General features: G+C 59.2%; 25 protein-coding genes. 14 read left to right on the top strand and 11 right to left on the bottom strand.

All coding sequences use genetic code 11. The annotated features are described in order from the left end of the window. Window positions 1-2: 2 nt before the first annotated feature. Both FN828_RS00830 and FN828_RS00825 read right to left on the bottom strand, forming a co-directional pair. Entirely contained in the window at window positions 3-1,040 is a 1,038-nt protein-coding gene (locus FN828_RS00830) for an alpha/beta hydrolase (RefSeq protein WP_142491484.1), read from the bottom strand. Window positions 1,041-1,135: 95 nt separating this feature from the next. Continuing rightward, window positions 1,136-2,308 (bottom strand): thiolase family protein, encoded by a 1,173-nt coding sequence (locus FN828_RS00825; protein WP_142491483.1) that lies wholly within the window; start codon window positions 2,306-2,308, stop codon window positions 1,136-1,138. 89 nt (window positions 2,309-2,397) lie between these two features. On the opposite strand from FN828_RS00825, the gene FN828_RS00820 reads away from it, so the two are divergent. The 3 genes from FN828_RS00820 to FN828_RS00810 all read left to right on the top strand — a co-directional run bounded on the left by FN828_RS00820 (window position 2,398) and on the right by FN828_RS00810 (window position 5,038). Beyond that, complete coding sequence (locus FN828_RS00820; RefSeq protein ID WP_142491482.1) at window positions 2,398-2,742, top strand: STAS domain-containing protein; 345 nt, start codon at window positions 2,398-2,400, stop codon at window positions 2,740-2,742. A 31-nt stretch (window positions 2,743-2,773) separates the two neighbouring features. Further along, the gene (locus tag FN828_RS00815) at window positions 2,774-3,214 is read left to right on the top strand and encodes an ATP-binding protein (protein WP_185958894.1); all 441 of its coding nucleotides are present in this window, start codon (window positions 2,774-2,776) and stop codon (window positions 3,212-3,214) included. Between the two features lie 246 nt (window positions 3,215-3,460). Continuing rightward, on the top strand, window positions 3,461-5,038 hold the full coding sequence (locus FN828_RS00810; RefSeq protein WP_142491480.1) for a gamma-glutamyltransferase family protein: 1,578 nt from the start codon (window positions 3,461-3,463) through the stop codon (window positions 5,036-5,038). A gap of 49 nt (window positions 5,039-5,087) precedes the next feature. On the opposite strand, the gene FN828_RS00805 is transcribed toward FN828_RS00810, so the two are convergent. Next, window positions 5,088-5,498: a nuclear transport factor 2 family protein gene (locus FN828_RS00805; RefSeq protein WP_142491479.1), complete on the bottom strand. Its 411-nt coding sequence runs from the start codon at window positions 5,496-5,498 to the stop codon at window positions 5,088-5,090. Between the two features lie 98 nt (window positions 5,499-5,596). On the opposite strand from FN828_RS00805, the gene FN828_RS00800 reads away from it, so the two are divergent. Further along, on the top strand, window positions 5,597-6,250 hold the full coding sequence (locus FN828_RS00800) for an RluA family pseudouridine synthase (protein WP_142491478.1): 654 nt from the start codon (window positions 5,597-5,599) through the stop codon (window positions 6,248-6,250). Window position 6,251: 1 nt separating this feature from the next. On the opposite strand, the gene FN828_RS00795 is transcribed toward FN828_RS00800, so the two are convergent. Together FN828_RS00795 and FN828_RS00790 are read right to left on the bottom strand one after the other, a co-directional pair. Then, window positions 6,252-7,277 (bottom strand): phosphotransferase, encoded by a 1,026-nt coding sequence (locus FN828_RS00795; protein ID WP_142491477.1) that lies wholly within the window; start codon window positions 7,275-7,277, stop codon window positions 6,252-6,254. Between the two features lie 70 nt (window positions 7,278-7,347). Beyond that, window positions 7,348-8,787 (bottom strand): aldehyde dehydrogenase family protein, encoded by a 1,440-nt coding sequence (locus FN828_RS00790; RefSeq protein ID WP_142491476.1) that lies wholly within the window; start codon window positions 8,785-8,787, stop codon window positions 7,348-7,350. A gap of 287 nt (window positions 8,788-9,074) precedes the next feature. On the opposite strand from FN828_RS00790, the gene FN828_RS00785 reads away from it, so the two are divergent. The 3 genes from FN828_RS00785 (at window position 9,075) to rimK (ending at window position 11,321) form a co-directional block, all read left to right on the top strand. Beyond that, a complete protein-coding gene (locus tag FN828_RS00785; protein ID WP_142491475.1) occupies window positions 9,075-9,728 on the top strand; it encodes a peroxiredoxin in 654 nt (217 codons plus the stop codon). Between the two features lie 175 nt (window positions 9,729-9,903). Next, complete coding sequence (locus FN828_RS00780; RefSeq protein ID WP_142491474.1) at window positions 9,904-10,368, top strand: ATP-dependent zinc protease family protein; 465 nt, start codon at window positions 9,904-9,906, stop codon at window positions 10,366-10,368. Between the two features lie 47 nt (window positions 10,369-10,415). Then, window positions 10,416-11,321, top strand: coding sequence for a 30S ribosomal protein S6--L-glutamate ligase (gene rimK, locus FN828_RS00775; RefSeq protein ID WP_142491473.1), 906 nt, complete (start codon window positions 10,416-10,418; stop codon window positions 11,319-11,321). A 27-nt stretch (window positions 11,322-11,348) separates the two neighbouring features. Here rimK and FN828_RS00770 read toward each other — a convergent pair whose 3' ends face one another. The 3 genes from FN828_RS00770 to paaZ all read right to left on the bottom strand — a co-directional run bounded on the left by FN828_RS00770 (window position 11,349) and on the right by paaZ (window position 14,662). Next, window positions 11,349-11,693, bottom strand: a complete 345-nt coding sequence (locus FN828_RS00770; RefSeq protein ID WP_142491472.1) for a DUF2794 domain-containing protein — start codon at window positions 11,691-11,693, stop codon at window positions 11,349-11,351. 31 nt (window positions 11,694-11,724) lie between these two features. After that, window positions 11,725-12,537, bottom strand: coding sequence for a PaaX family transcriptional regulator C-terminal domain-containing protein (locus tag FN828_RS00765; protein WP_142491471.1), 813 nt, complete (start codon window positions 12,535-12,537; stop codon window positions 11,725-11,727). Between the two features lie 97 nt (window positions 12,538-12,634). After that, a complete protein-coding gene (gene paaZ / locus FN828_RS00760; RefSeq protein ID WP_142491470.1) occupies window positions 12,635-14,662 on the bottom strand; it encodes a phenylacetic acid degradation bifunctional protein PaaZ in 2,028 nt (675 codons plus the stop codon). 116 nt (window positions 14,663-14,778) lie between these two features. Between paaZ and paaI the strand changes: the two genes are divergently transcribed. From paaI to FN828_RS00740, 4 genes are all read left to right on the top strand, one after another. Then, a complete protein-coding gene (paaI, locus tag FN828_RS00755; protein WP_142491469.1) occupies window positions 14,779-15,213 on the top strand; it encodes a hydroxyphenylacetyl-CoA thioesterase PaaI in 435 nt (144 codons plus the stop codon). A gap of 39 nt (window positions 15,214-15,252) precedes the next feature. After that, window positions 15,253-16,563, top strand: coding sequence for a phenylacetate--CoA ligase PaaK (gene paaK / locus FN828_RS00750; RefSeq protein WP_142491468.1), 1,311 nt, complete (start codon window positions 15,253-15,255; stop codon window positions 16,561-16,563). Continuing rightward, window positions 16,563-17,138 carry a TetR/AcrR family transcriptional regulator gene (locus FN828_RS00745; protein WP_142491467.1) on the top strand — a complete coding sequence of 192 codons (576 nt, stop codon included), beginning with the start codon at window positions 16,563-16,565 and terminating at the stop codon, window positions 17,136-17,138. The genes paaK and FN828_RS00745 overlap by 1 nt, the downstream gene beginning before the upstream one ends. Before the next feature lie 279 nt (window positions 17,139-17,417). Continuing rightward, window positions 17,418-18,548, top strand: coding sequence for an S-(hydroxymethyl)glutathione dehydrogenase/class III alcohol dehydrogenase (locus FN828_RS00740; protein WP_142491466.1), 1,131 nt, complete (start codon window positions 17,418-17,420; stop codon window positions 18,546-18,548). Between the two features lie 60 nt (window positions 18,549-18,608). Here the strand turns inward: FN828_RS00740 and FN828_RS00735 are convergent, their stop codons facing one another. Continuing rightward, window positions 18,609-19,394, bottom strand: coding sequence for an SDR family NAD(P)-dependent oxidoreductase (locus FN828_RS00735; RefSeq protein ID WP_142491465.1), 786 nt, complete (start codon window positions 19,392-19,394; stop codon window positions 18,609-18,611). A gap of 123 nt (window positions 19,395-19,517) precedes the next feature. Here FN828_RS00735 and FN828_RS00730 point away from each other — a divergent pair, with 123 nt between their 5' ends. Further along, on the top strand, window positions 19,518-20,279 hold the full coding sequence (locus FN828_RS00730; RefSeq protein WP_185958893.1) for an enoyl-CoA hydratase: 762 nt from the start codon (window positions 19,518-19,520) through the stop codon (window positions 20,277-20,279). 179 nt (window positions 20,280-20,458) lie between these two features. Here FN828_RS00730 and FN828_RS00725 read toward each other — a convergent pair whose 3' ends face one another. Then, window positions 20,459-21,277 (bottom strand): sulfotransferase family protein, encoded by an 819-nt coding sequence (locus FN828_RS00725; RefSeq protein WP_142491463.1) that lies wholly within the window; start codon window positions 21,275-21,277, stop codon window positions 20,459-20,461. Window positions 21,278-21,489: 212 nt separating this feature from the next. On the opposite strand from FN828_RS00725, the gene FN828_RS00720 reads away from it, so the two are divergent. Both FN828_RS00720 and FN828_RS00715 read left to right on the top strand, forming a co-directional pair. Next, window positions 21,490-23,067: a DUF5928 domain-containing protein gene (locus FN828_RS00720; RefSeq protein ID WP_142491462.1), complete on the top strand. Its 1,578-nt coding sequence runs from the start codon at window positions 21,490-21,492 to the stop codon at window positions 23,065-23,067. 11 nt (window positions 23,068-23,078) lie between these two features. After that, the gene (locus FN828_RS00715) at window positions 23,079-23,465 is read left to right on the top strand and encodes an HIT domain-containing protein (protein ID WP_142491461.1); all 387 of its coding nucleotides are present in this window, start codon (window positions 23,079-23,081) and stop codon (window positions 23,463-23,465) included. 238 nt (window positions 23,466-23,703) lie between these two features. On the opposite strand, the gene polA is transcribed toward FN828_RS00715, so the two are convergent. Then, complete coding sequence (polA, locus tag FN828_RS00710; RefSeq protein ID WP_142491460.1) at window positions 23,704-26,505, bottom strand: DNA polymerase I; 2,802 nt, start codon at window positions 26,503-26,505, stop codon at window positions 23,704-23,706. Window positions 26,506-26,621: the final 116 nt, after the last annotated feature.

Here is a 26,621-nt window from a genome sequence, read left to right as displayed (position 1 = left end):
GGTCAACCCAATGCAGCTTTCAGCCAACGCGCGGTTTTCTGAATTGCGTCGCGGCCTTGAGGGATGACCTTGGTCAGGGATACGAAGGCATGAACCTGCCCCGGATAGGTCAGCAGGTCGGTTTGTACCCCGGCGTCTTGCAGGGCTTGGGCATAGGACAGGGCATCATCCCATAGCGGATCATGCCCGCCACCGATGATCAGCGCAGGCGGCTGGCTTGCCAGATTTTGGGACAGCAGCGGGGAAACGCGTGGATCGTTGCGGTCTTGCCCGGTGGGTAGATACAGCGACAGATACCAATCAATCCGACTGACGGGCAGCAGGGGTTGATCGCGTAAATCCCGCATGGATTGCGAGGTCAGCCGCCCGTCCACACCGGGGTAGATCAGCACTTGTGCGGCAGGCAGGGGCAGCTTTGCCTCGATCAGATCGTGCATCAGACAGGCGGTTAGGTTGCCGCCTGCGCTGTCGCCACCCACGGCCAGTTGATCGGGGCGGATATGCAGATTGGCCGCGTCTGCCAGCAATCCGCGATAGCAGGCCAATACATCGTTCGGCGCAGCCGGAAAGGGGTGTTCCGGGGCCAGCCGGTAATCAAATGAAATGACCCGGATGCCTGCCTGTTCGCATAATGCACCGCATAACCCGTCATGGGTGTCTATCCCGCCTTGGACCCAGCCGCCGCCATGCAGATACAACAATGTGGGCTGTGCGGCATTCGAATCGCGACCGGCGGGAACATAAAGGCGCGCGGGGCGGTCGCCAGCTGCACCGGGTAGGGTGATGTCGGTTTTTTGCACGGATGCAGGGCAGGGCCGTTCAAATTTTGCGGCAAGGGTTTGAATTTGCGCACGGCTGAGTTCGACACTCGGCGGTTGGTTCGGATCACGCAGAAGGTTGACCAGATCGGTTGCGGCTTGCGCTTTGGGGTCTATCCTGCGTCCTGCGATGGTCGTCAGGTGCCCGGCATAAATCCACCGCACCAGCGGTTCGGGCAGAAACACACGGACCAGCCCCCAGATTAAACCCAGTTTTGACATGATACCCCCCCTTTTGGGCTATGGAGATGCAATCAAGGATATACTGAGAAGGCAAATAAAAACCCCCGATCCTGTCTCAGATCGGGGGGATGGGATTAAACCCGTTCGATGGCGATGGCCGTACCTTCGCCGCCGCCGATGCAAATGGCAGCGATACCGCGTTTCAGCCCCCGTTTTTCCAATGCGTTCAACAGCGTAACCATGATTCGTGCGCCGGATGCGCCAATGGGATGCCCCAGTGCACAGGCCCCGCCATTCACGTTCATGATGTCGCGGGGGATACCCATTTCAGACATAAAGGCCATCGGAACCACGGCAAAGGCCTCGTTCACTTCCCACAGGTCGACGTCACTGACCGACCAGCCCAAACGATCCAGCAGCTTGCGGGCGGCAGGGACGGGGGCGGTGGGGAATTGCGACGGGGCCTGTGCGTGGCTGGCATGGCCCAGAATGCGGGCGCGGATGTTCAATCCTTTGGCCTCTGCCGCATCCTGCGAGGCCAGAACCAGCGCCGCCGCCCCGTCCGAGATAGACGAGGAATTGGCCGCCGTCACCGTGCCGCCCTTGCGGAAAGCGGGCTTCAGCATCGGAATTTTTTCGGGGCGGGCCTTGGCGGGCTGTTCGTCGCGGGTGATGACTTCTTCGCCCGTGCGGGCGTGCAGGGTTACGGCGCAGATTTCCCCGTCAAATGCCCCACTGCGCTCGGCTTCCAGCGCGTTGGACAGCGATCCCAGCGCGTATTGGTCCTGTGCTTCGCGGGTGAACTGGAACGCTTCGGCGCAGTCCTCGGCAAAGGTGCCCATCAGGCGGCCCTTGTCATAGGCGTCCTCCAGCCCGTCAAGGAACATGTGGTCCTGCACCTGCTGGTGGCCGACCCGTGCGCCGCCGCGCATTTTGGGCAGCAAATACGGGGCGTTGGTCATGCTTTCCATGCCGCCCGCGATCATCGTTTCGGCATGTCCCAATGCGATCTGATCAAAGGCCACCATTGCGGCCTTCATCCCCGATCCGCACATTTTGTTCAACGTGGTGGCCGGGACGTCCTCGCCTAAGCCGCCAGCAAATAGCGCCTGTCGTGCGGGCGCCTGCCCCTGACCGGCGGGCAGGACGCAGCCCATCAAGACCTCGTCCACGGTTGTGGTTTTGGCATCGGCCAGCGCCGCGCGGATTGCTGCACCGCCCAGCGTTGCGGCTTCGACCCCGTCAAACACGCCCTGAAAGCCCCCCATAGGGGTGCGCGATGCGCCTGCGATAACGACTGATTTCATCCGGTTTCCTCCTGATCCGGGGCGTGCATACCGATTGGTAACGAATTGCCCATAGTTTGCGGCTGTTGGCTGAATTGAAAGGAGTTTCTATGCAGATGTCCAGTACAGACCGCGGCGGGTATCAGATCGTTCTGGTTGATGAAAACCGGATTGATGCCGCTGTGGCCATCGCCTTTAAGGACAGGATGCGCAATCTGACCGAAGGCCGCGCCGGGCCGGTTGTGCTGGATCTTGGGGCTGTATCTTTTATTGATTCCAGCGGATTGGGCGCGATCGTCGCGGCCATGAAACAACTGGGGAAGGATCGGCAATTGCATCTGGCCGGACTAATGCCCAATGTCGCCAAGGTTTTTCGTCTGACGCGTATGGATATGGTGTTTACCATTCATGATACGGTTGACGGGGTTATTGATCTTCATGCTGACAGAGCCTGAGCAGACAGCAATAGCCAGATCGGGCCGCGTAATGACACCGCCACAGGCGATAGAATTCCAATTCGATGCAAGCGAACAAGCCGTGCGCCGCGCGCTAAGCCGGGTGCGCCAGTTCTGGCAGCAGGCGGGCGTGTCGGATTGTGATGCGGGTCAGGCTGAAATCGTATTGGCAGAGGCGCTGAATAACGTGGTGGAACATGCCTATTGCAATACCGGGGCGGGGCGGATCGAACTGCGGTGCCGGGTCGGGTCAGATCAGATTGATATGACCATTCTGGATCAGGGCGGGCCGGTTCCGGCGCATGTTTTTGCCCAACGCACCGGGCCGGACACAGACGTTCCGTTGAATGACCTGCCAGAAGGCGGGTTTGGCTGGATGCTGATTCAGAAAATGACCTGTTATCTGCACTATCAGCGGGTTGGGGGGACAAATTGCCTGTGCTTTGCTGTGCTGCGCGGGGGGAACGGGTGAAAAATGCAAAAGCCGCAGAATTGCCTCATTCCGCCCATATCCCCGCCCGAAATCGCCGCCATACCATTACATGTAGCTGCAAGAGCTTCCCTCGGTGCCGCGTGTTTTACAGCCCCCACCCAGTGCGCGGCACCGAGGCCATTTTCCCAGCACATGATAAACCCTAAGGCAGGCAAAGACCTGTCAGGCATGGACTTTGGCAAATACCCCGGTCATGGTTTGCCGTGAAATGAGGGGAGATTTCCAATGCGCGATTTTCATCAACCGGGGCGATCCGCGGTTTTTGCAACGAATGGTGTCTGTGCCACGTCACACCCGCTGGCGGCACAGGCGGCCTTGGATATACTGAAACAGGGCGGCAATGCGATGGATGCGGCAATTGCCGGGGCTGTTCTGCTGGGGATCTGCGAACCGCAGATGACGGGCATCGGCGGCGACTGTTTCGTGCTGTATTCGCCTGCCGGGTCCGAGGAGGTGATGGCCCTGAACGGGTCGGGCCGCGCCCCGGCGGCGGCTGATGCTGCCGATCTGCGCGCGCGCGGGCTGCAAACGGTGCCACTGACAGGCCCCGATGCGGTAACGATCCCCGGTGCCGTCGATGCGTTTTGCCACCTGTCTGAAACGCACGGAAAACTGGGATTGGATGCGCTTTTGGCCCCAGCGATTCACTATGCGGAAAACGGTGTTCCGGTTGCGCCGCGCGTGGCGTTTGACTGGCCGACAGCGGCGAAATGCCTGAATGAACAGGGGCGTCATCATTATCTGATCAATGGCGCTGTGCCTCGTGTCGGGCAGATGTTCCGCGCCCCCGGTCAGGCCGAAGTCCTGCGCCGGATTGCCAAGGACGGGCGCAGTGGTTTTTACGAAGGCGAAGTCGCCGAGGATATGGTGAACGCCCTGACGGCATTGGGCGGGGTTCACACGGCGGAGGATTTTGCCGCCACCGCCTGTAGTCCGACCGTGCCAGTCAGTGGCCCCTATAAGCATATGGACCTGTTCGAGCATCCGCCGAACGGTCAGGGCGCGACTGCGATCCTGATGCTGAATATTCTGGCGCAGTTCGACATTGCCGCGATGGACCCGTTCGGGGCCGAACGCGCCCATATCGAGGCAGAGGCGGCAAAGCTGGCTTATGATGCCCGAAACCGTTTCATTGCGGATGCCGATTATACCACGCGGCTGGATCACATGCTGGCCCCGGAAACTGCGCAAAAACTTGCGGCGCTGATTGATCCGAACCGCGCTATGGCTGCGGCGGCACCTGTTTCCGAGGCGGTGCATAAGGACACGATCTATATCACCGTGGTGGATAAGGATCGCATGGCGGTGTCGCTGATTTATTCTATCTTCCACGGCTTTGGGTCTGGCATTGCAACGTCCAAATTTGGCCTGCTGCTCCAGAATCGCGGGGCGGGGTTCAGCCTGCAACAGGGGCATGCCAATGAAATGAGGGGCGGAAAACGCCCGATGCACACGATCATTCCCGGTTTGCTGAAACAGGATGGGCGCGTCACCATGCCGTTCGGTGTGATGGGCGGGGCGTATCAGCCCAATGGTCACGCGCGGTTTGTGTCTAATATCGTGGATTTCGGAATGGATCCGCAAACAGCCATCGACGCCCCGCGCTGTTTTGCTGATGCAGGGGAATTGCGGGTCGAACGGGGGTATTCCGATGCGGTACGGCAGGCATTGGCCGATAAGGGCCACAATGTCGTGATCCCGGACGGTCCGATTGGCGGTGCGCAAACCATCCGCATTCACGCGGATGGCGTGCTAGAGGGCGCGTCTGACCCGCGCAAGGATGGTTGCGCATTGGGCTATTGAACAGGCGCAACAGGTGGCTGCGTCCCATAATCGGGGCGCAGCATTAGCTTTAGCTTAGTGCTTCGCGGAATTTCAGGAACCGCGCATCGGTGGCAACGCGGGCGTTCATCGCTTCGCGTAGCGCGCCGACGGACGAATGCGGGCGCATCACCACTTCGAACGTGTCGATCAGGCCGTTTTCGCCCAAGGTGATCAAATCCACCCCCACGGCATCGCGGTCGCCGATCTTGCATTGAAATTCCAGCGCCCAATCGTTGCCGTCGCCGATGATGCGGCGATAGCGGAAATCGGAAAACACCTGTCCGACATGGCCCAAAACCGCCGCCACGGCATCGCGTCCGGTCCATGTTTTCCAATAGGTTGGCGGCAGGAATTTCACGTCCGGGGCCAGAATTTCAGCTATCTTTTCATCTTCGCCCGAAGCGACGATTTCGGTCATACGTTGGATTGTGGGGTGCATTTTGTGATCCTCCTGTCCCGCAGCCTGTCCCAGTGGTGGGAACTGGGCAAGCATGACGCTGGGTTGCGCAGCGCCGGGCGCGGGCGTAATCAGCAGCCATGACGCTGAGCAGTGATTATACCCCCCCGACCGACCCGCTGGAGATTCTGCATCAGGATCACCAGATCATTGCTGTGAATAAACCGGCTGGATTGCTATCCGTGCCGGGGCGTGGGGAGCATCTGGCCGATTGCCTGCTGTCGCGCATTCAGGCCGTGTTCCCCGAGGTGCTTTTGGTGCATCGGCTGGACCGGGACACATCGGGGGTGATGGTGTTTGCCCTGACGCCCCACGCGCAGCGCAACCTGTCCATGCAGTTTGAGAAACGCAGTACAAAGAAAACCTATGTCGCGCGGGTTTGGGGCAGGTTAGAGCCGAAAACAGGCACGGTAGACCTGCCGCTGATCGTGGATTGGCCGAACCGTCCGCGCCAGATGGTCGATCATGAAAACGGTAAACCCGCGATTACCGATTGGCGGGTGTTGCGGGGGGACGACAGCGAAACGCGGGTGCGACTGATGCCCCGGACCGGGCGCAGCCATCAGTTGCGGGTGCATATGCTGGCGCTGGGGCATCCGATTTTGGGCGACCCGCTATATGCCACCGGGGCCGCTGCGGAATTTCCCCGGCTGATGCTGCATTCCGAAGAGTTGCGGATCAATCATCCCGACAGCGGCGAAGGCATGAGGTTCCGCGCCAAGACCCCGTTCTAGGCTATTTCATCGACCGATCTGTTAGGTTCAGCCGTCCGGCTACGATAGGGTGCAACACCTGCGCCAGCGCCGGATCATCACCGCGCAATTGGTCCAGCTCGTCCAGCCGGTTGGTGGCAATCAGGTCCAGAAGGTCCGTGCGCACCATGCCGTCTGCATCGCGTGGCAGCGCGGCGACGACCTGTAGAAGGTTCGGTTTCGGGCCATTTTCGGCAATGTCAGGGTCTGAAACAGTCTCGACAAAGGCATAAAGCCCGACGCCCCCGGCGGGCAGGGCATAGGCGGCAAAGGCCACATCCCGCGCCCCCTGTGCCAGCAGGGCGTCGCGGATGGCAGGGCCGTCCTCGGCGATGCGGTTTTCGGTGCCTTCACCATCGGACCAGTTCATCAGACGCCGGGTGACGAAATTATACAGCTTTTTGCCGGTGGCCATCCAAATCCGCGAGGGCAGGGATTTTCGTGCCAGTATGTTTTTTTCCGCCGGAGTCAGCAGGTCGCGGGCAAAGCTGCGCTTTTGCTTCAGCATGTGGCGCAGGTCTTCGCGGGCGGCGATGCGGAACAGTTTGCCCTTGCGCCGGTGGACAGACGCAAGTTGGAAATCAATCACGGCCGCCCGTCCATCCGGTGTCATCAGCCAGTTTTGCGGTTTGGCGATGTCATTGTGGCACACGCCCCGGCGCCGCATGTCGCGCAGCAGGCGGCGGGCATCGCGGAACCATGCCGGATCGGACGGCTTAGCCAGATGCAGCGGGGTGCCTTCGGACCAGACGCGCAGGATGCCGCCCTTGTCCGCCTCCAGCAATACGGGGACACCTTCGATGCCCTGAACAGCTTGCAGGCCACGGGCTTCTTTGCGGGCCAGCCATTGTGACAGTGGACGCGCCCACGCAGGCACACCATCCAGACGGCGCAACACCACCTTTGTTTCGGGATCATCGGCCAGATGGCCCATGATGGTTTCCGAAAACACATCACGTTTCAGCACCGTGTCCGGTACGAAACGCTGGATTGATCGGTATGTTGCCACGCGGCCCCCAGAAAAAGAAATCCGGGGCCGTGATAGCCCCGGATTAACCTGTCTTGCAATGGGATTGGGCTTATTCTGCGGCCCAGCCTGCGACCGATTTGACCTCCAGGAAGTCTTCGATGCCCCAAACGCCGCCTTCGCGGCCATTGCCGGATTGCTTCATGCCACCGAACGGCGCACCTGCGCTGCGGGATTTGCCGTTCATTTCCACCATGCCCGACCGCAGTTGTTGCGCCAGACGATTAGCGCGCGTGCCATCGGTGGTCTGAACATAGTTGGTTAGACCATAAACCGTGTCATTGGCGATTTGCACCGCTTCTTCTTCGGTTTCAAACGGGATGATCGACAGGACCGGCCCAAAGATTTCTTCGCGGGCGATGGTCATTTCGTTGTTCACATCGGCGAACACGGTGGGGCGGACAAAGAAGCCTTTGTTCAACCCGTCTGGGCGACCCAGACCGCCAGCAACCAGCCGCGCGCCTTCGTCGATGCCCTTTTGGATCAGGCCTTGAATCTTGTTCCACTGGGCTTCGTTCACCACCGGGCCGATGTGTTTGCCGGATTCGCTGGCGGGGCCAACGGTGACGGCACTGGCCACTTCGGCGGCGGTTTCGACTGCCTGTTCGTAGATGCCTTTTTGCACCAGCATCCGGCTGGGTGCGTTGCAGGACTGGCCGGTGTTATTCATCATATGCAGCACGCCGCGTTTCACGGCCTTTTCATCTGCATCGTTGAAGATGATGTTGGCACCCTTGCCGCCCAGTTCCAGATGCACGCGTTTCAGGGTCAGCGCCGCGTTTTGCGAAATCGCGATCCCCGCGCGGGTCGAGCCGGTGAAGCTGACCATGTCCACATCTTTGTGGCCTGACAGTGCGCTGCCAACGCCCACGCCATCACCGTTCACAAGGTTAAAGACGCCTTTGGGGAACCCGGCCTCGTCCATCATTTCAGCGAACAGAAGCGCGTCCAGCGGGCTTTCTTCGGACGGTTTCAGAACCATGGTGCAGCCTGCGATGGCGGCGGCCACCACCTTCAGCGTGACCTGATTCATCGGCCAGTTCCAAGGCGTGATCAGTGCGCAAACGCCGATCGGTTCATAGATGATCCGATCCTCGGGGGATTTGTCATTCAGCGGGCGGATGAATTTGAATGCCTTCGCCGCTTTCAGGAAATTGCTGATGTGCCAGATCCCAGCGCCAACCTGCGCTGTATTCGCCATGTCGATGGGCGCACCCATTTCCAGCGAAATCGCGGCACCCATTTCACCGCTGCGGCGTTTGTAGACCTCCAGCAGCTTTTCAACCAGCGCAATGCGGTCTTCGGGCGGGGTGGCCATCCATGCCGGGAAAGCGGCCTTGGCGGCGGCCACGGCCTTGTCCGCGTCTGCCTGACTGCCCAGCGAAATGATAGCGCAAGCGTCTTCGGTGGAAGGGTCGATCACTTCGTGATCGCGTGGCTCAACGGGGTTCACCCATTCGCCGTTGATATAGAATTGACGTTTCTCGATCATTGTCAGACCTCCAAAAGCGTTTCCCGTCCTGCGCATCGTTTCCGTTATGCGGAATTTATCGGTGCAGCGTTGCGGCGCAGTTTGTCAGGGGTTTAAATCCGCTGCAAGGGTTACTCTTGGTTCGTGTAAATAATTTGATCAAATTGCCGTGGCGTGCGGTGAAGCAGGGCACCGCGACACACTGTCACTTTCGTAAAATCTGTGCCAATTAGAGGATGTAATCAGTAGGATTAGAACGTATCTAAACTTCAGAATGTAATCCTGACCATTTTACAGAGGAAAAGCGAATGGGACTGCGTATCAACGACATTGTGCCGAATTTCACTGCGGAAACCGACCAGGGGACCATCACCTTTCATGACTGGATCGGCGATAGCTGGGCGATCCTGTTTTCGCACCCCAAGGATTTCACCCCGGTTTGTACCACCGAATTCGGTGCCGTGGCGCAACTGGCCGCTGAATGGGAAAAGCGCAACACCAAGGTGATCGGCCTGTCCGTGGACGGTGTGGACGAACACAAACAATGGAAAGCAGATATCGAAGGGTTCTCGGGCGCTCCGGCTGGTTTCCCGATCATCGCAGACGAAGATCTGGCCGTGTCCAAAGCGTTCGATATGCTGCCCGCCGAGGCTTATCTGCCCGATGGCCGCACCGCTGCCGATTCGGCTTCGGTTCGTTCGGTGTTCATCATTTCGCCGGATAAAAAAGTACAACTGATCATGACCTATCCGATGTCGGTGGGCCGCAACTTTGCCGAAGTGCTGCGCGCGCTGGACGGTCTGCAAGCCACCTTTGGCACCCCCATCGCCACCCCGGCCAACTGGACCGCAGGGCAAGACGTGATTGTGGCCCTGTCGCTGAACGACGATCAGGCCCGCGAAAAGTTCGGCGAAATCGACGTGAAATTGCCCTATCTGCGCACGGCGAAATATTCCGCCTGATTGGTTTTGAAAACCTATATCTTTTGCCCCCGCAGATTTCTGCGGGGGTTTTCTTTTGCAGATAGACAAGTCCGCATTCCGGCGCTACGGGCAGCTAAAGACTGGCGCAATCCGTCCTGATGGGGCGAATCGCCTGCCCTATCCCATCTTGTTTGTCGTCCAAAGGATCACCGCTATGCAAAAGCAGCCGGTTAAACGTCCGCCTCTGGTGATTGGCTGGCGGGAACGCGTGGCCCTGCCGGATCTGGGCATTCCGTTGATGCAGGCCAAGATTGACACAGGCGCGCGGACCTCTGCCTTACATGCGACACGCATCCGGCATATCGACCGGGACGGGGGCCGGTGGGTGCGGTTTCACATTCCGCACTGTTCCGGCGTGAAAGCCCGTGATGTCGAAGCGCCACTGATCGAGGCACGGGACATCAAGAACACATCCGGCATCCCCGAAGAGCGGCTGATTATTGAAACCACCCTGCATCTGGGCCGCCGCCGCTGGCGGGTCGAAGTATCGCTGGCGGATCGGTCCAACATGAGCCTGCCGTTGATTTTGGGCCGTACTGCAATCCGGCGGCACGGGATTTTGGTGGATGCAGGCCGGTCCTTTTTGGCTGGTCATCCGATTGACATACGCGCCGTGTGAATGATGGCAAACGCCCTGTTCCGGCCCTTTCTGAAAGGTTCATCCGAATGAAACTTGCGATGCTGACCCGTAGCCCCAGCCTGTATTCGCACCAACGCCTGAAACAGGCGGCCGAGGAGCGCGGTCATAGTCTGGATATGATCAACACCTTGCGGTGTACGATGAACATTGCATCACGCAGGCCGGAAATCTGGTATGAATCGCGGAAATTGCCGGATTACGATGCGGTCATCCCCCGGATTGGGGCATCCATCACGTTCTACGGGCTGGCGGTGCTGCGGCAGTTTGAAATGATGGGAGTCTATCCGCTGAACGAATCCGTCGCCATCGGGCGGTCGCGAGATAAGCTGCGGTCGATGCAATTGCTGGCCCGCGCCGGGATCGGGCTGCCGGTGACGACCTTTGCCCATGATCCGAAACAGACGGAACAAGTGGTGAAAATGGCAGGCGGTGCGCCGGTGGTGATCAAGCTGCTGGAAGGCACCCAAGGCATCGGCGTGGTTCTGGCCGACACCGACCGTTCTGCCAAATCCGTGATCGAGGCGTTTCGCGGGGCTGACGTGAACATTCTGGTGCAGGAATTCATCAAGGAAGCTGGCGGCACCGATATTCGCGCGCTGGTGATTGGCGGCAAGGTCGTCGCGGCCATGCAGCGCAACGGGGCCGAGGGCGAGTTCCGTTCAAACCTGCACCGGGGCGGTTCCGCTCAGCCGGTGAAAATCAGCCCCGAGGAACGCTCGACCGCTGTTCGCGCGGCTAAAACGCTGGGTCTGAATGTCTGCGGCGTGGATATGCTGCGCTCCAATCATGGTCCTGTGGTGATGGAGGTGAACTCCTCGCCAGGGTTGGAAGGGGTGGAAAAAGCCACGGGCATCGACATTGCGGGTAAAATCATCGAATTCATCGAAAAAAATGCCCGACTGGGTGACACGAAAACGCGCGGTAAGGGCTGACACTGGCAAGGGGCGTTCTGGCCCCGGTTAGTCAACCGGACGGATCAGTTTACGCTCTAACACCCGCAGCACGGTGCGCAGGTCATGGCCGCGTTTCAACACCTGCCCGTCTATGCCGAACACGGCATACATGCCTTGTCGGTTGCGCAGCTTGGGGTGTTTTTCAATCCGGTAAAGCGGGTTTTCGGCGGTGCGGCGGAAAACGGCGAACACCGCGTAATCGCGCAGATGAGATATGCCGTAATCACGCCATTCCCCGGCGGCCACCATCCGCCCGTACAGCCCAAGGATTACCCCCAGTTCCTTGCGATCAAAAGCGACCTGTTCAGGCACGCCCGGCCGGGAAAGGGGGGTAGGGGTTTGCATATTCATACCGTCAGATTTGCGCCAATCGCCGTGTAAATCAAGCGTGCTGTGTGGTTGGGGCAAAGCGCGTGGCGAAAAGTGCGTGGGCTTTGGGCATCGGTGCGATGTCGTTCAGGGGGCTGTCCAGCCATGCCTCAGTCGCGGGGGACAGGGCGGCATAGGTGGCGGCGACCAGCGCGCGGGGGTTGCGCTTGCCAAGGGCAGGGGGCAGCAATTCGGTGGGCGGTTCCGGGTGGCGCAACACGATGCGCCGCCAGCGGTGAATCAGCAGGGTACGGGCGGCGGCAGCGTCCAGCGGGTCCAGTTGCGCGGGTTTCAGCGCGTCGATGTCATGAAATAGCGCGGTCAGCGCGGCGCGGTGGGCCGGGGACAGTAACGTGTCCCGCAGGTGGGGCGATAAGGCGGACAGGGTGCCGGTGACAGCCGCATCGGGTTTGGTTTTGTCGGTCTGATCGGCGGGGCGCAGCACCATGCCGGGACCGATCGGAATACCCGACAGGCCGGGGCCGAATGCCAATGTCCATTCGGCGACAGGGGCCAGACGGGGTGGCGCATAAATGCGGCTGGTGGCATCGGTGAACCGCGCCTGCCCTTCGGGGGTCAGTTGATAAAAGCTGTTACGCCCCTCGCGTTCCGAGGTCAGCCAGCCATCGCGGCCTAGCCGGGACAGGGCGGTGCGGATGGTGCCGGGTTCCACGCCCAGCCGCCCCAGAAGCGCCTGAAGCCGGACATTGGAGATCCGCCCGCCGCGATATTGTACGCTGTCACCGAAAACGGTGATAACCAGCGACCAGACGCGCAGGCGGCCTTCGTCATGAAGGGCGGTGATAAGGGGCTGTAACGGGTCCATAACCCGGTTGATACACGGGCTTTTGCCCGTGGGGAAGTGGGTGCCAGAGGCAAGCTTGGATGCCTCCGGCAGGAGTATTTGCGATCAGAAAGAAGCCTTAGCGGGTATAGGCCACCATCGTCAGCAGCTCATATTCCGCAACCTGTTCATCGTCCTGATTGGTCAGAATGACGTTCCACGCGACTTCGCCATAGGTGTCGGTGCGTTTGGTTTTGCGTTTGCAGGTCAGGATGACCTTTATGCTGTCACCTGCGCTGACGGGTTTCTGGAAGGACAGGCCATTCAGGCCGGTGTTGGCCAAAACCGGGCCTTCGTTCGGTTCTACGAACAGCCCGGCGGCAAAGGACAGCAGCAGGTAGCCATGCGCCACGCGACCGGGGAAGAAGGGGTTCCGCTTTGCGGCCTCTTCATCCATGTGGGCATAGAACGTGTCGCCGGTGAAATGGGCGAAATGTTCGATGTCCTCCATCGACACGGTGCGCGGGGCGGTGTGGATGGTTTCGCCAATTGCGATTTCGGTGAAGGTGCGCTGGAACGGGTGGGTCGGGTTTTCGCTGATGGGCGCGCCCTTGATCCATTGGCCGGTGATGGCGGACAGGATTTCCGGTGTGCCCTGAATGGCGGTGCGCTGCATGTAGTGCATGACACCGCGCACACCGCCCAGTTCCTCGCCGCCACCTGCGCGACCGGGGCCGCCGTGGATCATGTGGGGCATGGGGGAACCGTGGCCGGTGGCATCGCGTCCTGTATCGCGGTTGTTGATGTACAGACGCCCATGCCACGCCGCCGATGACAGGGTGATGTCGCGGGCCACAGCCGGGTCATGGGTAAAGACCGAGGCGACAAGCGAACCTTCGCCGCGATTGGCCAGTTCGGCGGCGTGGGCCACATCATGATAGGGCAGGATGGTGGAAACCGGGCCGAAGGCTTCGACCGAGTGGATGATCTGTGCCGCGTCCGGGTCATCGCATTGGAACAGGGTGGGCGGGATAAAGGCCGCATCGGCATCCGCATCAACCGGGGCAAACCCGTCCAGAGAGCCGCAGATCATTTTCGCCTCGGTTCCGATTTGGGCGATCTTTGCCAGCACGTCGGATTTTTGCGCCAAAGAGGCCAGCGCCCCCATGCGGACACCATCGGCATCGGGGTGGCCCACCGTGATCTGGCCCAGACGGTCAGACAGGGCGGCGGCCACAGTATCGGCCAGATGGGCCGGGACCAGCAGGCGGCGCATGGCCGTGCATTTTTGCCCCGCTTTGGTGGTGATTTCGGCCACGGCCTCTTTTAAAAACAGTGCGAATTCTGGGCTGTCAGCGTCGGCATCGGGACCAAGGATGGCAGCGTTTAGGCTGTCTTGTTCCGCCAGAAACCGGGTGGAATTGCGGATCAGTGCCGGGGTGGTACGCAGCATTTGCGCGGTGTCGGCGGACCCGGTGAAGCTGACCACATCCTGCGGCCCCATTTTATCCAGCAAATCGCCGGTGCGGCCAATGATCAGTTGCACCGCGCCATCGGGCAGCAGGCCCGAGTCGACGATCATGCGGAAACATGCCTCGGTCAGGTAACAGGTCTGGGTGGCGGGTTTGACGATGGCGGGAACTCCGGCCAGCAGTGTGGGGGCCAGTTTTTCCAACATGCCCCAGACCGGGAAGTTGAAGGCGTTAATATGTACGGCCACGCCCTGTAGTGGCGTTGCAATATGTTGCCCAAGGAAGGCACCGGACCGGCCCAGCTGTTCAATGTCACCATCGACATAGACCTGCGCATCAGGCATTTCGCGGCGGCCCTTGGCGGCATAGACGAACATGGTGCCAATGCCGCCTTCGATGTCAACGGCCCCATCGCGGCGGGTGGCCCCAGTCAGGCCGTTGATGGCGTAAAGCTCTTCCTTGCGGCTGTCGATGTAAAGCGCCAGTTTCTTCAGGATCTTGGCACGGTCATGGAATGTCATGGCGCGCAGGGCGGGGCCGCCGACTTTGCGGGCATGGGCCAGCATGGCATCGGTATCCAGCGCCGCGCCCCCGACCAGTGCGATTTCGGTGTCGGTGACGGGACCAATCACAGGGGTCGCGGTAGCGCCCGGCGCGATCCATGCACCGGCAACGAAGCTTTCAGGTTTCAGCATTGGCTCTCCTCCAAAGGTTGGGCGAAGTATGGGGCAAAATATTTCCCGTTTCAATACTATTGACCGTGTGGTCGGTTTTGTGCAAGCTTTTGCAGGCGACAGGGAGGAAGGGCCAAATGACACCACAGGAACGCGCAGAGCGCAGCGCCGCAACGATGTGGGCCAAGGATGTGGCCGCACAGGCGGCGGGCATGGTTTTGACCAGAATTGCCCCCGGTCAGGCGGAAATGACAATGCCGGTGCGTGATGACATGCTGAATGGCCATGCCATGTGCCACGGTGGGTATATCTTTACGCTGGCGGACACCGCGTTCGCCTATGCCTGCAACAGCCATAACAATCTGGTGGTGGCGCAGGAAAACACCATCACCTTTCTGGCCCCCGGCAAAAAGGGCGAGCTGCTGACCGCCGTGGCCGAGGAAATGTCGCTGACCGGGCGGTCTGGTGTCTATGACGTGGTGGTTCTGGGCGAAGACGGGCGCAAGGTTGCGCTGTTCCGTGGCCTGTCACGCCAGATCAAGGGCCAGCATTTCGACGAGGGTGACGCCTGAGCCGCGTCCCTTTGTGCAAGGATTAACGGGAGGAACCCAATGAAAGACCTGTCACCCAGACCCGGCGATCTGGACCCGATCGAGATTGCCAGCCGCGACGAGATTTCATCGCTGCAATTGCAGCGGATGAAATGGTCGCTGAAACATGCCTATGACAATGTGCCGTTCTACAAACGGAAATTTGACGAGGCAGGTGTTCACCCGGATGACCTGACATCGCTGGCGGATCTGGCAAAATTCCCGTTCACGGTCAAACAGGATTTGCGGGATAATTACCCCTTTGGCCTGTTTGCTGTGCCGCGTGAACGGATCGCACGGCTTCATGCGTCCTCGGGGACGACCGGGCAGCCGACGGTGGTGGGCTATACGAAAAACGATCTGGATATGTGGGCCGATGTGGTTGCGCGGTGTATGCGGGCGTCCGGTTTGCGACCCGGTGATGTGTTGCACAATGCCTATGGTTATGGGTTGTTCACGGGCGGTCTGGGTGTGCATGGCGGGGCGGAAAAGCTGGGCCTGACGGTGGTGCCGGTATCCGGTGGCATGACACAACGGCAGGTACGCCTGATCGAGGATTTCGGCGCGGATGGGATTACCGTGACGCCGTCCTATGCGCTGTCCATTCTGGATGAATACGCCAAACAAGGGCTGGACCCGCGCAAATCGCCGTTGAAGGTGGGGATTTTCGGGGCCGAGCCTTGGACCAACGCCATGCGCAAGGAAATCGAAGATGCTTTCGATATGCACGCGGTTGATATTTACGGCCTGTCCGAAGTGATCGGCCCCGGCGTGGCCAATGAATGCGTGGAAACCAAGGATGGCCTGCACATCTGGGAAGACCATTTTTACCCAGAGGTGATTGATCCGGTGACGGGCGAAGTGCTGCCCGATGGCGAATTGGGCGAACTGGTCTTTACCTCTTTGACCAAGGAAGGGTTCCCGATCATCCGCTATCGCACCCGCGACCTGACCCGCCTGCTGCCGGGAACGGCGCGCAGTATGCGGCGGATGGAAAAGATCACGGGCCGCAGCGATGACATGATTATTCTGCGCGGGGTGAACGTGTTCCCGACCCAGATTGAAGAACAGTTGATGGAAATCCCCAGCCTTGCGCCGCATTTCCAGATCGAACTGTCCCGGCCTGACCGGATGGACGTTATGACCGTACATGTAGAGTTGGCCGAGGGTGTTTCTGTCGATATGACAGAGGCGGCGGCCCGTGATCTGTCGGGCAAGGTGAAATCCAACGTGGGCATCAGCGTGAGGGTGAATGTCGCCGGGACGGGCAAGGTGGCCCGATCCGAAGGCAAGGCCGTGCGGATCGTGGATAACCGCCCGAAGGAGAAGTAATGGCCCGCGGACTGGCACGCGATCACGATGAAAAACGGGCGGCCCTGCGCAAAGGGGCCGCCACCTATTTTGCTGCGCATGGGTTTGACCGGGCGTCGATGACAGGGGCGGCAAAATCCTGTGGGGTGTCAAAGGCGCTGATCTATCACTACTGGTCCTCGAAAGAGGATTTGCTGTTCGACATTCTGGACGATCATCTGGGTGCGTTGCTGGATGTGGTCGAAACGTCCAGAAATGCGGGTATCAGGGGACTGATCCGGGCGATCCTGACACAATACGAAGATGCCGATGCCGAACATAAGTTGCAGATCGACGCGTTGGGCGTCTTGCCTGCGGATCGACAAAAACCGTTGATCGAAACGCAAAAACGGTTGGTGCAGATCATGTCGGATGCCGTTTTGCTGGTGCAGCCCGATCTGGCACAGGATGGCGCGCGATTGCGGGCAGCCACGATGTCAGTTTTTGCCGTCCTGAACTGGTTCTATATGTGGCACCGTCCGGGGCGGGATATGGACCGCGCGGCCTATGCCGATTTGGCAACGGATTTTGCCTTGGGTGGATTGCGGGCGCTGTAACGGCGGGCGTTCACGGGATCGTGAAAACAACGCAATTCCACCCCATAGGCCGCAGGAGTGGCGCAACGTGTCGTTTCTGTAGATGTCTGCCCTTTGACAGGGGGCAAACTGCGCCCAAGTCTTTCGGACAAACCTGTGGTACTTGCCACGAAATGTATCGTATGGACAAATAACCAAGGGGCGGCGGTTTGGCCGCTCTGTCTGTCATGTTGCATGTATATTGAACGCGCTGAATGCCTTGTGTTGAATGCGGGGCCAGAAGCCGGGGAAGGATAAGGAATGCGCACCAAAGCCGCCGTCGCCGTTGAAGCGGGCAAGCCGCTGCAAATCATGGAAGTCGAACTGGAAGGCCCCAAGGCGGGCGAAGTTCTGATTGAAATCAAAGCCACCGGCATTTGCCACACGGATGAATTCACCCTGTCGGGTGCCGACCCCGAGGGGCTTTTTCCCAGCATTCTGGGCCACGAAGGCGCGGGCGTCGTGATCGAAGTGGGCGAAGGCGTGACCACGCTGAAACCCGGCGATCACGTTATTCCGCTATACACCCCGGAATGCCGTGAATGCCCATCTTGCCTGTCGGGCAAAACCAACCTGTGTACCGCGATCCGCAACACGCAAGGGCAGGGCTTGATGCCCGATGGCACCACCCGGTTCAAAATGCTGGATGGCACCCCGATCTATCACTACATGGGCTGTTCGACCTTTGCCAATCACACGGTAATGCCCGAAATCGCGCTGGCAAAGGTGCGGGACGACGCGCCCTTTGACAAGATTTGCTACATTGGCTGTGGCGTCACCACCGGGATCGGCGCGGTGATCAACACGGCGGGCGTGGAAATCGGATCAACCGCTGCGGTGTTCGGTCTGGGCGGTATCGGCCTGAACGTCATTCAGGGCCTGCGCATGGCTGGTGCCGATATGATCATCGGTGTGGACCTGAACGACGACAAGGCCGAAATGGCCCGCAAATTCGGCATGACCCATTTCGTGAACCCGTCCAAAATCGACGGCACCGTGGTCGAAGAAATCGTGAACCTGACCAAACGCGGCGCGGATCAGATCGGCGGGGTGGATTACTCGTTCGATGCCACCGGCAACGTAAAAGTGATGCGCGACGCGCTGGAATGTTCGCACCGTGGCTGGGGCGTGTCGGTGGTGATCGGCGTGGCCCCTGCGGGTGCGGAAATTTCCACCCGTCCGTTCCAACTGGTCACTGGCCGGGTCTGGAAAGGTACGGCATTCGGTGGCGCCAAAGGGCGCACCGACGTGCCGAAATTCGTGGACTGGTACATGGATGGCAAGATCGAGATCGACCCCATGATCACCCACACCATGCCGCTGGAAGACATCAACAAGGCGTTCGATCTGATGCACGCCGGGGAATCCATCCGGTCCGTTGTGATCTATTGATCGAAGCAGATTTGACAAAGAAAACGGCGGGCTGTGCGGCCCGCCGTTTTTTGTTGGGTGTCAGAATATCGTATACCCACCGTCGATGACGAAACATTGCCCGGTGTGATAGGCGGACAGGTCGCTCATCAGGTAGCTGGCGATGCCGCCAAAATCCTGCGGTGTGCCAAAGCGGCGAACGGGGATACGGGGCATAACGTTGCGGACGAATTTTTCGTTATCCATCAATCCCGCCGTCATGTCGGATTCCGCATAGCCGGGCAGGATCGCGTTCACGGTGATGCCATGCCGTGCCAATTCGACCGCCGTGGCGCGAACCAGCGAATTTAATGCGCCCTTGGATGCGCCGTAATGTTCGTTGAAGGCCGCCCCGTCGATGGACGCAACCGAGGACGTGCAGACCAGCCGCCCAAAGGCATCGCCATTCGCGCCGCGTTCGATCATGTGCTTCGCCGCCACCTGAAAGCTGCGCACGACCCCATCCAGATTGGCGGCCATCAAGTCGCGCCATTCCTGCACGCTGCGCTCGGTAAAGGGCTTCGGCCCGCCGCCCACGCCGGCATTGGCGAACATGCCGTCGACCCGGCCATAATGGTCCAGCGTTTGCGCCATTGCCGCGTCGATCTGATCCCAGTTGCAGACGTCACAGGCCAGCGCGATATGATCGCCGCCGTGGCGGTTGATCCGGTCCAGTGCCGTGGCGTTTTTATCTGGATTGCGGCCCCAGATCGCCACCTTGGCCCCCAGCTCGGCCAGCGTATCGGCCATGCCCAGCCCCAAACCGCCGTTTCCCCCGGTCACGACGACCACGCGACCGCTTAGGTCAAACGGATGTGTCTTTGTCATGTCTTAGTCCTCCTCTTTCCCGATTTAACCGTACTGATCGCCCCCGCCCCGGAACAACGCAAGAAATTGACAGTGACGTCACGTAGCGGTTCACTACAGCTATTGGAGGAGGGAGTTAAAATCATGTCCAATTCAGAAGAAGCCACCGTTTTGTGCGAACAAACCGGGGGGGTGATGGTTATCACGCTGAATCGCCCGCAGGCGATGAATGCGTTGTCTGTGCAACTGCGGGCCGAACTGGCCGCCGCCCTGCGCACCGCCGAGGCAGATGACAGCGTGCGCGTCATTGTGTTGACCGGGGCGGGGGACCGGGCCTTTTCCGCCGGGCTGGATCTGAAAGAGATTTCCAGCGATCCCAGCAAATTGCGCGGTGCCAGTACCGCAGAGGTTGCCGATAACCCGGCCAACGCGCTGATGGATTGCCGTTGCCCGATCATCGCAGCGGTGAACGGGTTTGCTATTACCGGCGGGCTGGAACTGGCAATGGCCTGCGATGTCTTGATCGCTTCGGAAAACGCCAGTTTTGGGGATACCCACGCAGCGGTAGGGGTGATGCCGGGATGGGGTTTGTCGCAACGTTTGTCACGGATCGTTGGCCCGTCACGGGCCAAGGAAATGCATTTCGGCTGCAAACGCATTGATGCCCAGACCGCTCTGGATTGGGGGCTGGTCAATCGCGTGGTGCCGCAGGCCGACCTGATGCCGCTGGCGATGGAACTGGCCGAAAGCTTTGCCGCCCATGACCCGGTGATCATGCGTGAAATGAAACGGGTTGTGGATCGGGGCTATGACATGCCGATGGGCGAGGCAATGGTGATGGAAGGCGAAGTGTCACGCACTTGGAATTCCCGCGCTCAACCTGTGAACGTGGCGCAGAAGGGCTGATTTACCGTGTGCCCAAGAAACTGAAATATTGCGCTTGCCGGTTTCTTGGGGCGCTGCCCCAAACCCCAGAGTATTTGCCATCAGAAAGAAACCAATCTGCTTCTTTCTGATTGAAAAATACTCCGGGGTGAATTGGCGCAGCCAAGAGGGGCTGGCCCCCTTTGCCCCGTGGTCTGGGGTTAGTCACCCAATTTGGCGTGGACCTCGGCCAGATCAATGTCCCGGATCGGCAATTTGTTGGCCGGATTTTCAAAGTCATAGCCGAACAGATCGAAATCCGATTTGTAGATCTCATAGACCAGATGCATCGACAGATCGTCGAAATACGCTTCTACCGGGTGTAGGCGCTTGGGGCCGTGGCCTTCGGATTCATTGAAGCGGGGAATGTCGGACAACACAACCGGATGCCGGGTGTCGATATGATCCAGCACGACCTGCATCCCGTCATTGAATTTTTCTGTCCAAACGATGTGATCGTATGTCCCGCCGTTGGCGATATAGGTCGATACATGTCCCGACACCGATGACCAATGAATGTCCGGTCCCATCGGTTTGCCAAACCGGATGGTATCGCGCACGAATAGCAGAAAGCGGCGGAAACTGCGGATTTGGTCAAATTCGTCCTTGCCGTCGGGGCCGCCCACCTCGATCCCATATTTTTGAATCAGCAGCGGCACCATATTGCCGCGATAGCGTTTTCCGTTCCGCTGAATGCCGCAGATTTTGTCGAAAAAGGACGATAGCACACGGCTGTAAGGGTTGCGCACGCAGGTAAAGGCATAAGCCCCGTGATCGGTCACAGCTTTCTGGATCAAGGGCTGGCTGGCCTCGAACGCCCATTTGTGCATGCCGTCCTGCGCATCGTGAATGTCGCCATCATAGAACGTGCCATGATCGGAATAATACATGATCTGTCCGATCGTCGAACAGGCGCATTTTGGTACGACGCGATAGATGACGCTTTCGCTTTCTGTCATCCAGGTGCCAGGAAAACCCATAGAAACTGCCTCCAATATCAGGCTATTAACATACTACGTGCCTGTATTATATGTCTTGATACGGTGTTAAAAGCCTGTTGCGCTCTGGTCAACTTTCGGGCGACCAAAATCATCCTTGGGTTGATTTAAAAAACGGACTGCCCTGTTTCCCCTTTCGCAAATGCGGCCTAGTATGCCCCTGTTACGACTGACCCGGAGCATTGGCCTGTTTCATGGCGACGATTGCCTTTATCCTTTTGTGTCACAAAGACCCGGACGCTATTATTCAGCAGGCCCAGCGGCTGACCGCTGCGGGCGATTACATGTCGATTCATTTCGATGGAAATGCCTCGTCCGCAGATTATGAAAAAATCCGCGCAGCGCTCAAGGACAATTCTGCCGTCACATTCGCACATAGGCGGATCAAATGCGGCTGGGGGGAATGGAGCTTGGTACAGGCCACCCTGAACGCGGTGGAAAGCGCGGTTCAGGCCTTTCCTCGCGCCACACATTTCATGATGGTGTCGGGCGATTGTATGGCGATCAAATCCGCAGAATACGCGCATGAATTTCTGGATGCCGAATCCTGCGACTACATCGAAAGCTTTGATTTCTTTGAAAGCGACTGGATCAAGACCGGCATGAAAGAGGACCGGCTGGTTTATCGCCACTACCTGAACGAACGAAACCACAAGCGGCTGTTCTATGGCATGTTGCAGGCACAGCGCAAACTGGGTCTGAAACGCGCCATCCCCGAAGATTTGCAAATCATGATCGGCAGCCAGTGGTGGTGCCTGCGTCGTCGCACGATTGAATGGATATTGGATTTCACGCGCCAGCGCCGCGATGTGATGCGGTTTTTCCGCAGGACATGGATTCCCGATGAAACATTTTTCCAGACGTTAGTGCGCCACTTGGTGCCGGAAACGGAAATCCGCAGCCGGACGCTGACCTTTCTGATGTTTTCTGACTACGGAATGCCGGTGACATTCTACAATGATCATTATGATTTGTTGCTGAGTCAGGATTTCCTGTTCGCCCGTAAAATCAGCCCCGAAGCCCAAGAACTGAAGGCGCGGCTGGGGGATTTGTACGCGGCGCAGGGGGTGCAGTTCAAAGTGTCCAACGAAGGGCGCAGCCTGTACAGCTTTCTGACAGGGCGGGGCCGGATCGGGCGGCGGTTCGGGATGCGGTTCTGGGAAACCGAAAGCACGCTGGGGCGTGAACGTGAATTGCTGATTGTGATCTGCAAGAAATGGCATGTCGCAAAACGGTTGCTGGCCTTCATCAAGCAAAAAACGGACATCCCGACAATCGAATACCTGTTCAACGAGGAGGACACGCCGCTGCCCGATCTGGGGGGGATTCAGGCCAGTCTGCCGAAACGGATGCGCCACCAGCGGGCGCTGATGCGGATGCTGTTCGATTACTTCGCCACTGACCGGCTGATCATCTGTGTCGATCCGGGCAATATCGACCTGATCCGCGATTTTGTCGGAGATCGGTCTGTCACGCGGTTGCTGGAGGTCGAGTGCCAGTACGACGATGATTTCCTTGTGGGCCACGCGATGCGGATCGGGTTGGCGGGGGAACACACCTCGGATGAAACCTGGGAACGTCTGTTGCCCACCATTCGGCAGGATATCGTGTACGAAGGGGACGTGATCCGGGATTCGGAGTTCGAAAATTACAACCGCATCCGCGATGGTGCGGGGTCTGCTGAAAATGCTGTTGCGTTGGCCCGGTTCCTGTCGATCCCGCAGGATCAGGCCGAAGAAATTTGCGGGATCGACTATCTGTTTTCGGACTAAGGAATGAAATGATGGCGTATCGCTACGACGACCAGAATGTTTTCGCGCGGATTTTGCGGGGGGAAATTCCTTGCAAGAAGGTCAGGGAAAGCACTCATGCGCTGGCTTTTCATGACATTGCCCCACAAGCGCCGGTGCATGTGTTGGTGATCCCAAAAGGGCCGTATGTGACCTATGACCATTTCGCACTGGAGGCGTCCGAGGACGAGATCGTGGATTTCACCCGCATGGTGGGCGAAATCTGCGCGATGACAGAGGTTCAGCCCGGCATGGGTGGGGGCGGCTACCGTATGGTGGCTAATTCCGGCGAGGCGGCGATTCAGGATGTGCCGCATCTGCATGTGCATATTCTGGGTGGTCGATTGCTGGGCCGGATGCTGCGCGATCCCGGCACCTGAGCGCCTGTTTCGCCTGTCACGGTCTGAGTATTTTTGATCAGAAAGAAGCGATAAGGTTTTGTTCATCCCGTCGTGACACGATCGGAATGCGGTACAGGCTGGAGAGCCGATGACCGTATCAGGAAGAAGCCGCCCCGTTCCCAACCCGGAAACGGCGGGGGAACGGGGCGAAGCCTGTTGCTTCTTTCTGATGCCAAATACTCAATGCTGAACCGGGCGTCCCGGCGCGGCATTTGGGTTAATGCGCTTCGGCCCAGTTCTGGCCTTGGCCTGCGTCCACGGTTAGCGGAACGCTCAGGTGTAACGCAGGGGCGGCGGCGGTTTCCATCACGTCGCGGGCGCGGGCAATCACGTCATCGGCGCGGTCGGCGTCGACCTCGAACAGCAATTCATCGTGGACTTGTAGCAGCATTTTCGCGGGCAGACCGGCAATGGCGTCTTCCATGCGGATCATGGCGCGGCGGATCACATCGGCGGCGGTGCCTTGGATCGGGGCGTTGATGGCCGCGCGTTTGGCAAAGCCCGCGCCGGGGCCTTTGGCGTTGATTTCCGGCGTGTGGATTTTCCGGCCAAACATGGTTTGCACATAGCCATGATCTTTGGCGAACTGCGTGGTTGCGTCCATGTAGCTGCGGATACCGGGGAAGCGTTCAAAATAACGGTCGATAAAGCCCTGTGCCTCGGCCCGCGGGATGCGCAGGTTGCGGGCCAGACCGAAGCCGGAAATGCCGTAGATCACGCCGAAGTTGATTGCCTTGGCGCGGCGGCGGATGTCCGGGGTCATTTGATCCAGCGGCACATCGAACATTTCGCTGGCGGTCATGGCGTGGATGTCCAGCCCGTCCTTGAACGCCTGTTTCAGCGCCGGAATATCGGCCATTTCCGCCAGGATGCGCAGTTCGATCTGGCTATAGTCCAGCGACAGCAGCACCTTGCCTTCCTCTGCCACGAATGCCTCGCGGATGCGGCGACCTTCCTCGCTGCGGACGGGGATGTTTTGCAGGTTCGGGTCGGTCGAGGCCAGCCGCCCCGTATTCGCCCCGGTCTGTACATAGGATGTATGCACCCGGCCCGTATCGGGATTGATATGGTCCTGAAGCGCATCCGTGTAGGTGGATTTCAGTTTTTGCAACTGGCGGTAATCCAGCACGCGGGCGGCGAAATCATGCTCTGTCGCCAGATCCTCCAGCACATCGGCGGGGGTGGACCATTGGCCGGTTTTGGTTTTTTTGCCGCCGTCCAGCCCCATTTCCTCGAACAGAATGGCGCCAACCTGCGCGGGGGATTGCACGTTGAATTCATGCCCGGCCAGTTCAAACAGTTCGGATTCGTATCCAGCCATTTTCTGAGCGAAGGCGTTGGACATGCGCGACAGGGTATCGCGGTCCACCTTGATACCGTGCATTTCCATCCGGGCCAGAACCGGCGACAGGGGGCGTTCCAGCGTTTCATAAACAGTGGTCACGCGGGTCTGGTGCAGTTGCGGCTTGAACAGCTCCCACAGGCGCAGGGTAATGTCCGCGTCTTCGGCGGCGTATTTCACGGCATCGTCAATCGGCACCCGGTCAAAGGTGATCGCGGATTTCCCGCTCCCCAGCAGCGATTTGATCGGGATCGGCGCGTGCGACAGATAGCGTTCGGCCAGCGCATCCATGCCATGCCCGTGCAGCCCCGCATTCATCGCATAGGACATCAGCATCGTGTCGTCATAGGGCGTGACGGTCACGCCATAGCGCGCGAAAATCTTGGCATCGTATTTCATGTTCTGGCCGATTTTCATCACGGATGGATCGGCCAGCAGGGGGCGCAGCATGTCCAGCGCCTGTTCCAGCGGCATTTGTCCTTCGGCCAGATTGTCGCTGCCGAACAGATCGTCCGAGCCATCCTTGTGACCCAGCGGGATATAGCAGGCCTTGCCCGAATCAATGCACAGGGAAATCCCCACCAGATCCACGCGCATTTCATCCAATCCGGTGGTTTCGGTATCCACTGCCACATAGCCGCGTTCGCGGGCGCGGGCGATCCACGGCTCCAAGGCCTGTGCATCGCGGATGCACGCGTAGGTTTCGGGGGCAAAGGGCAGATCGGCAGGCGCATCGGCGGCTTCGGGTTCCGCCCCGCGCGGGTCCGTGTCTTTGATCGCGGGGGCGTCAACGCCCAGTTGATCGGAAATCCGTTTGGTTAGGGTGCGGAATTCCATTCCCGACAGGAACTCCAGCAGGGTTTCGGGATCGGGGTCGCGGACCTCCAGATCGTCCAGCGTGAAATCCAGCGGCGTGTTGCAGTCCAGTTGCACCAGTTTCTTGGACAGTTCGATCTGGTCGCGTTTTTCAATCAACGTCTGGCGGCGCTTGGGTTGCTTGATTTCCCCGGCGCGATCCAGAAGTTCCTCGAGCGAGCCATATTCGTTGATCAGCAGGGCAGCGGTTTTGATGCCGATACCGGGCGCGCCGGGCACGTTATCCACAGAATCCCCGGCCAGCGCCTGCACGTCCACCACCCGTTCGGGGCCAACGCCGAATTTTTCGATCACACCGTCGCGGTCAATCCGCTTGTTTTTCATGGCGTCCAGCATTTCCACGCCATCGCCGACAAGCTGCATCAGATCCTTGTCGGATGAAATGATCGTGACGCGCCCTCCTGCATCGCGGGCCTGTACGGACAGGGTGGCGATGATGTCATCGGCCTCGTACCCTGCCAGTTCCTTGCACGCGATGTTAAAGGCAATGGTCGCCTCGCGCGTCAGGGGGATTTGCGGGCGCAGGTCTTCGGGCATGGCTTCGCGGTTGGCCTTGTACAGGTCATACAGGTCATTGCGAAAGGTGTGGCTGCCCTTGTCGAAAATCACGGCGACATGAGTGGGCGCATCCGGGCCTGTATTGGCCTCGACATATTTATACAGCATGTTGCAGAAACCACTGACGGCGCCAATCGGCAGCCCGTCGGATTTCCGTGTCAGCGGCGGCAGGGCGTGATAGGCCCGGAAAATAAAGGCCGAGCCGTCAATCAGGTGCAGGTGGCATCCTTTTCCGAATTGCATGACACTTCCCTTTTCTATCCCGTGATCTATGGCGTTTGTGCCATGCCAAATAGGGCGCGGCCAGTATCTTGGTCCCGCCCTGCTGCTTCTTTCTGATAAAAAATACTCAATTCCGG

This window comes from Thalassovita litoralis (genome assembly GCF_900182725.1).
Classification (GTDB): domain Bacteria; phylum Pseudomonadota; class Alphaproteobacteria; order Rhodobacterales; family Rhodobacteraceae; genus Thalassobius; species Thalassobius litoralis.
Note: the sequence above shows the minus strand (reverse complement) of the source record. Positions and strands in the feature narration are given on the sequence as shown.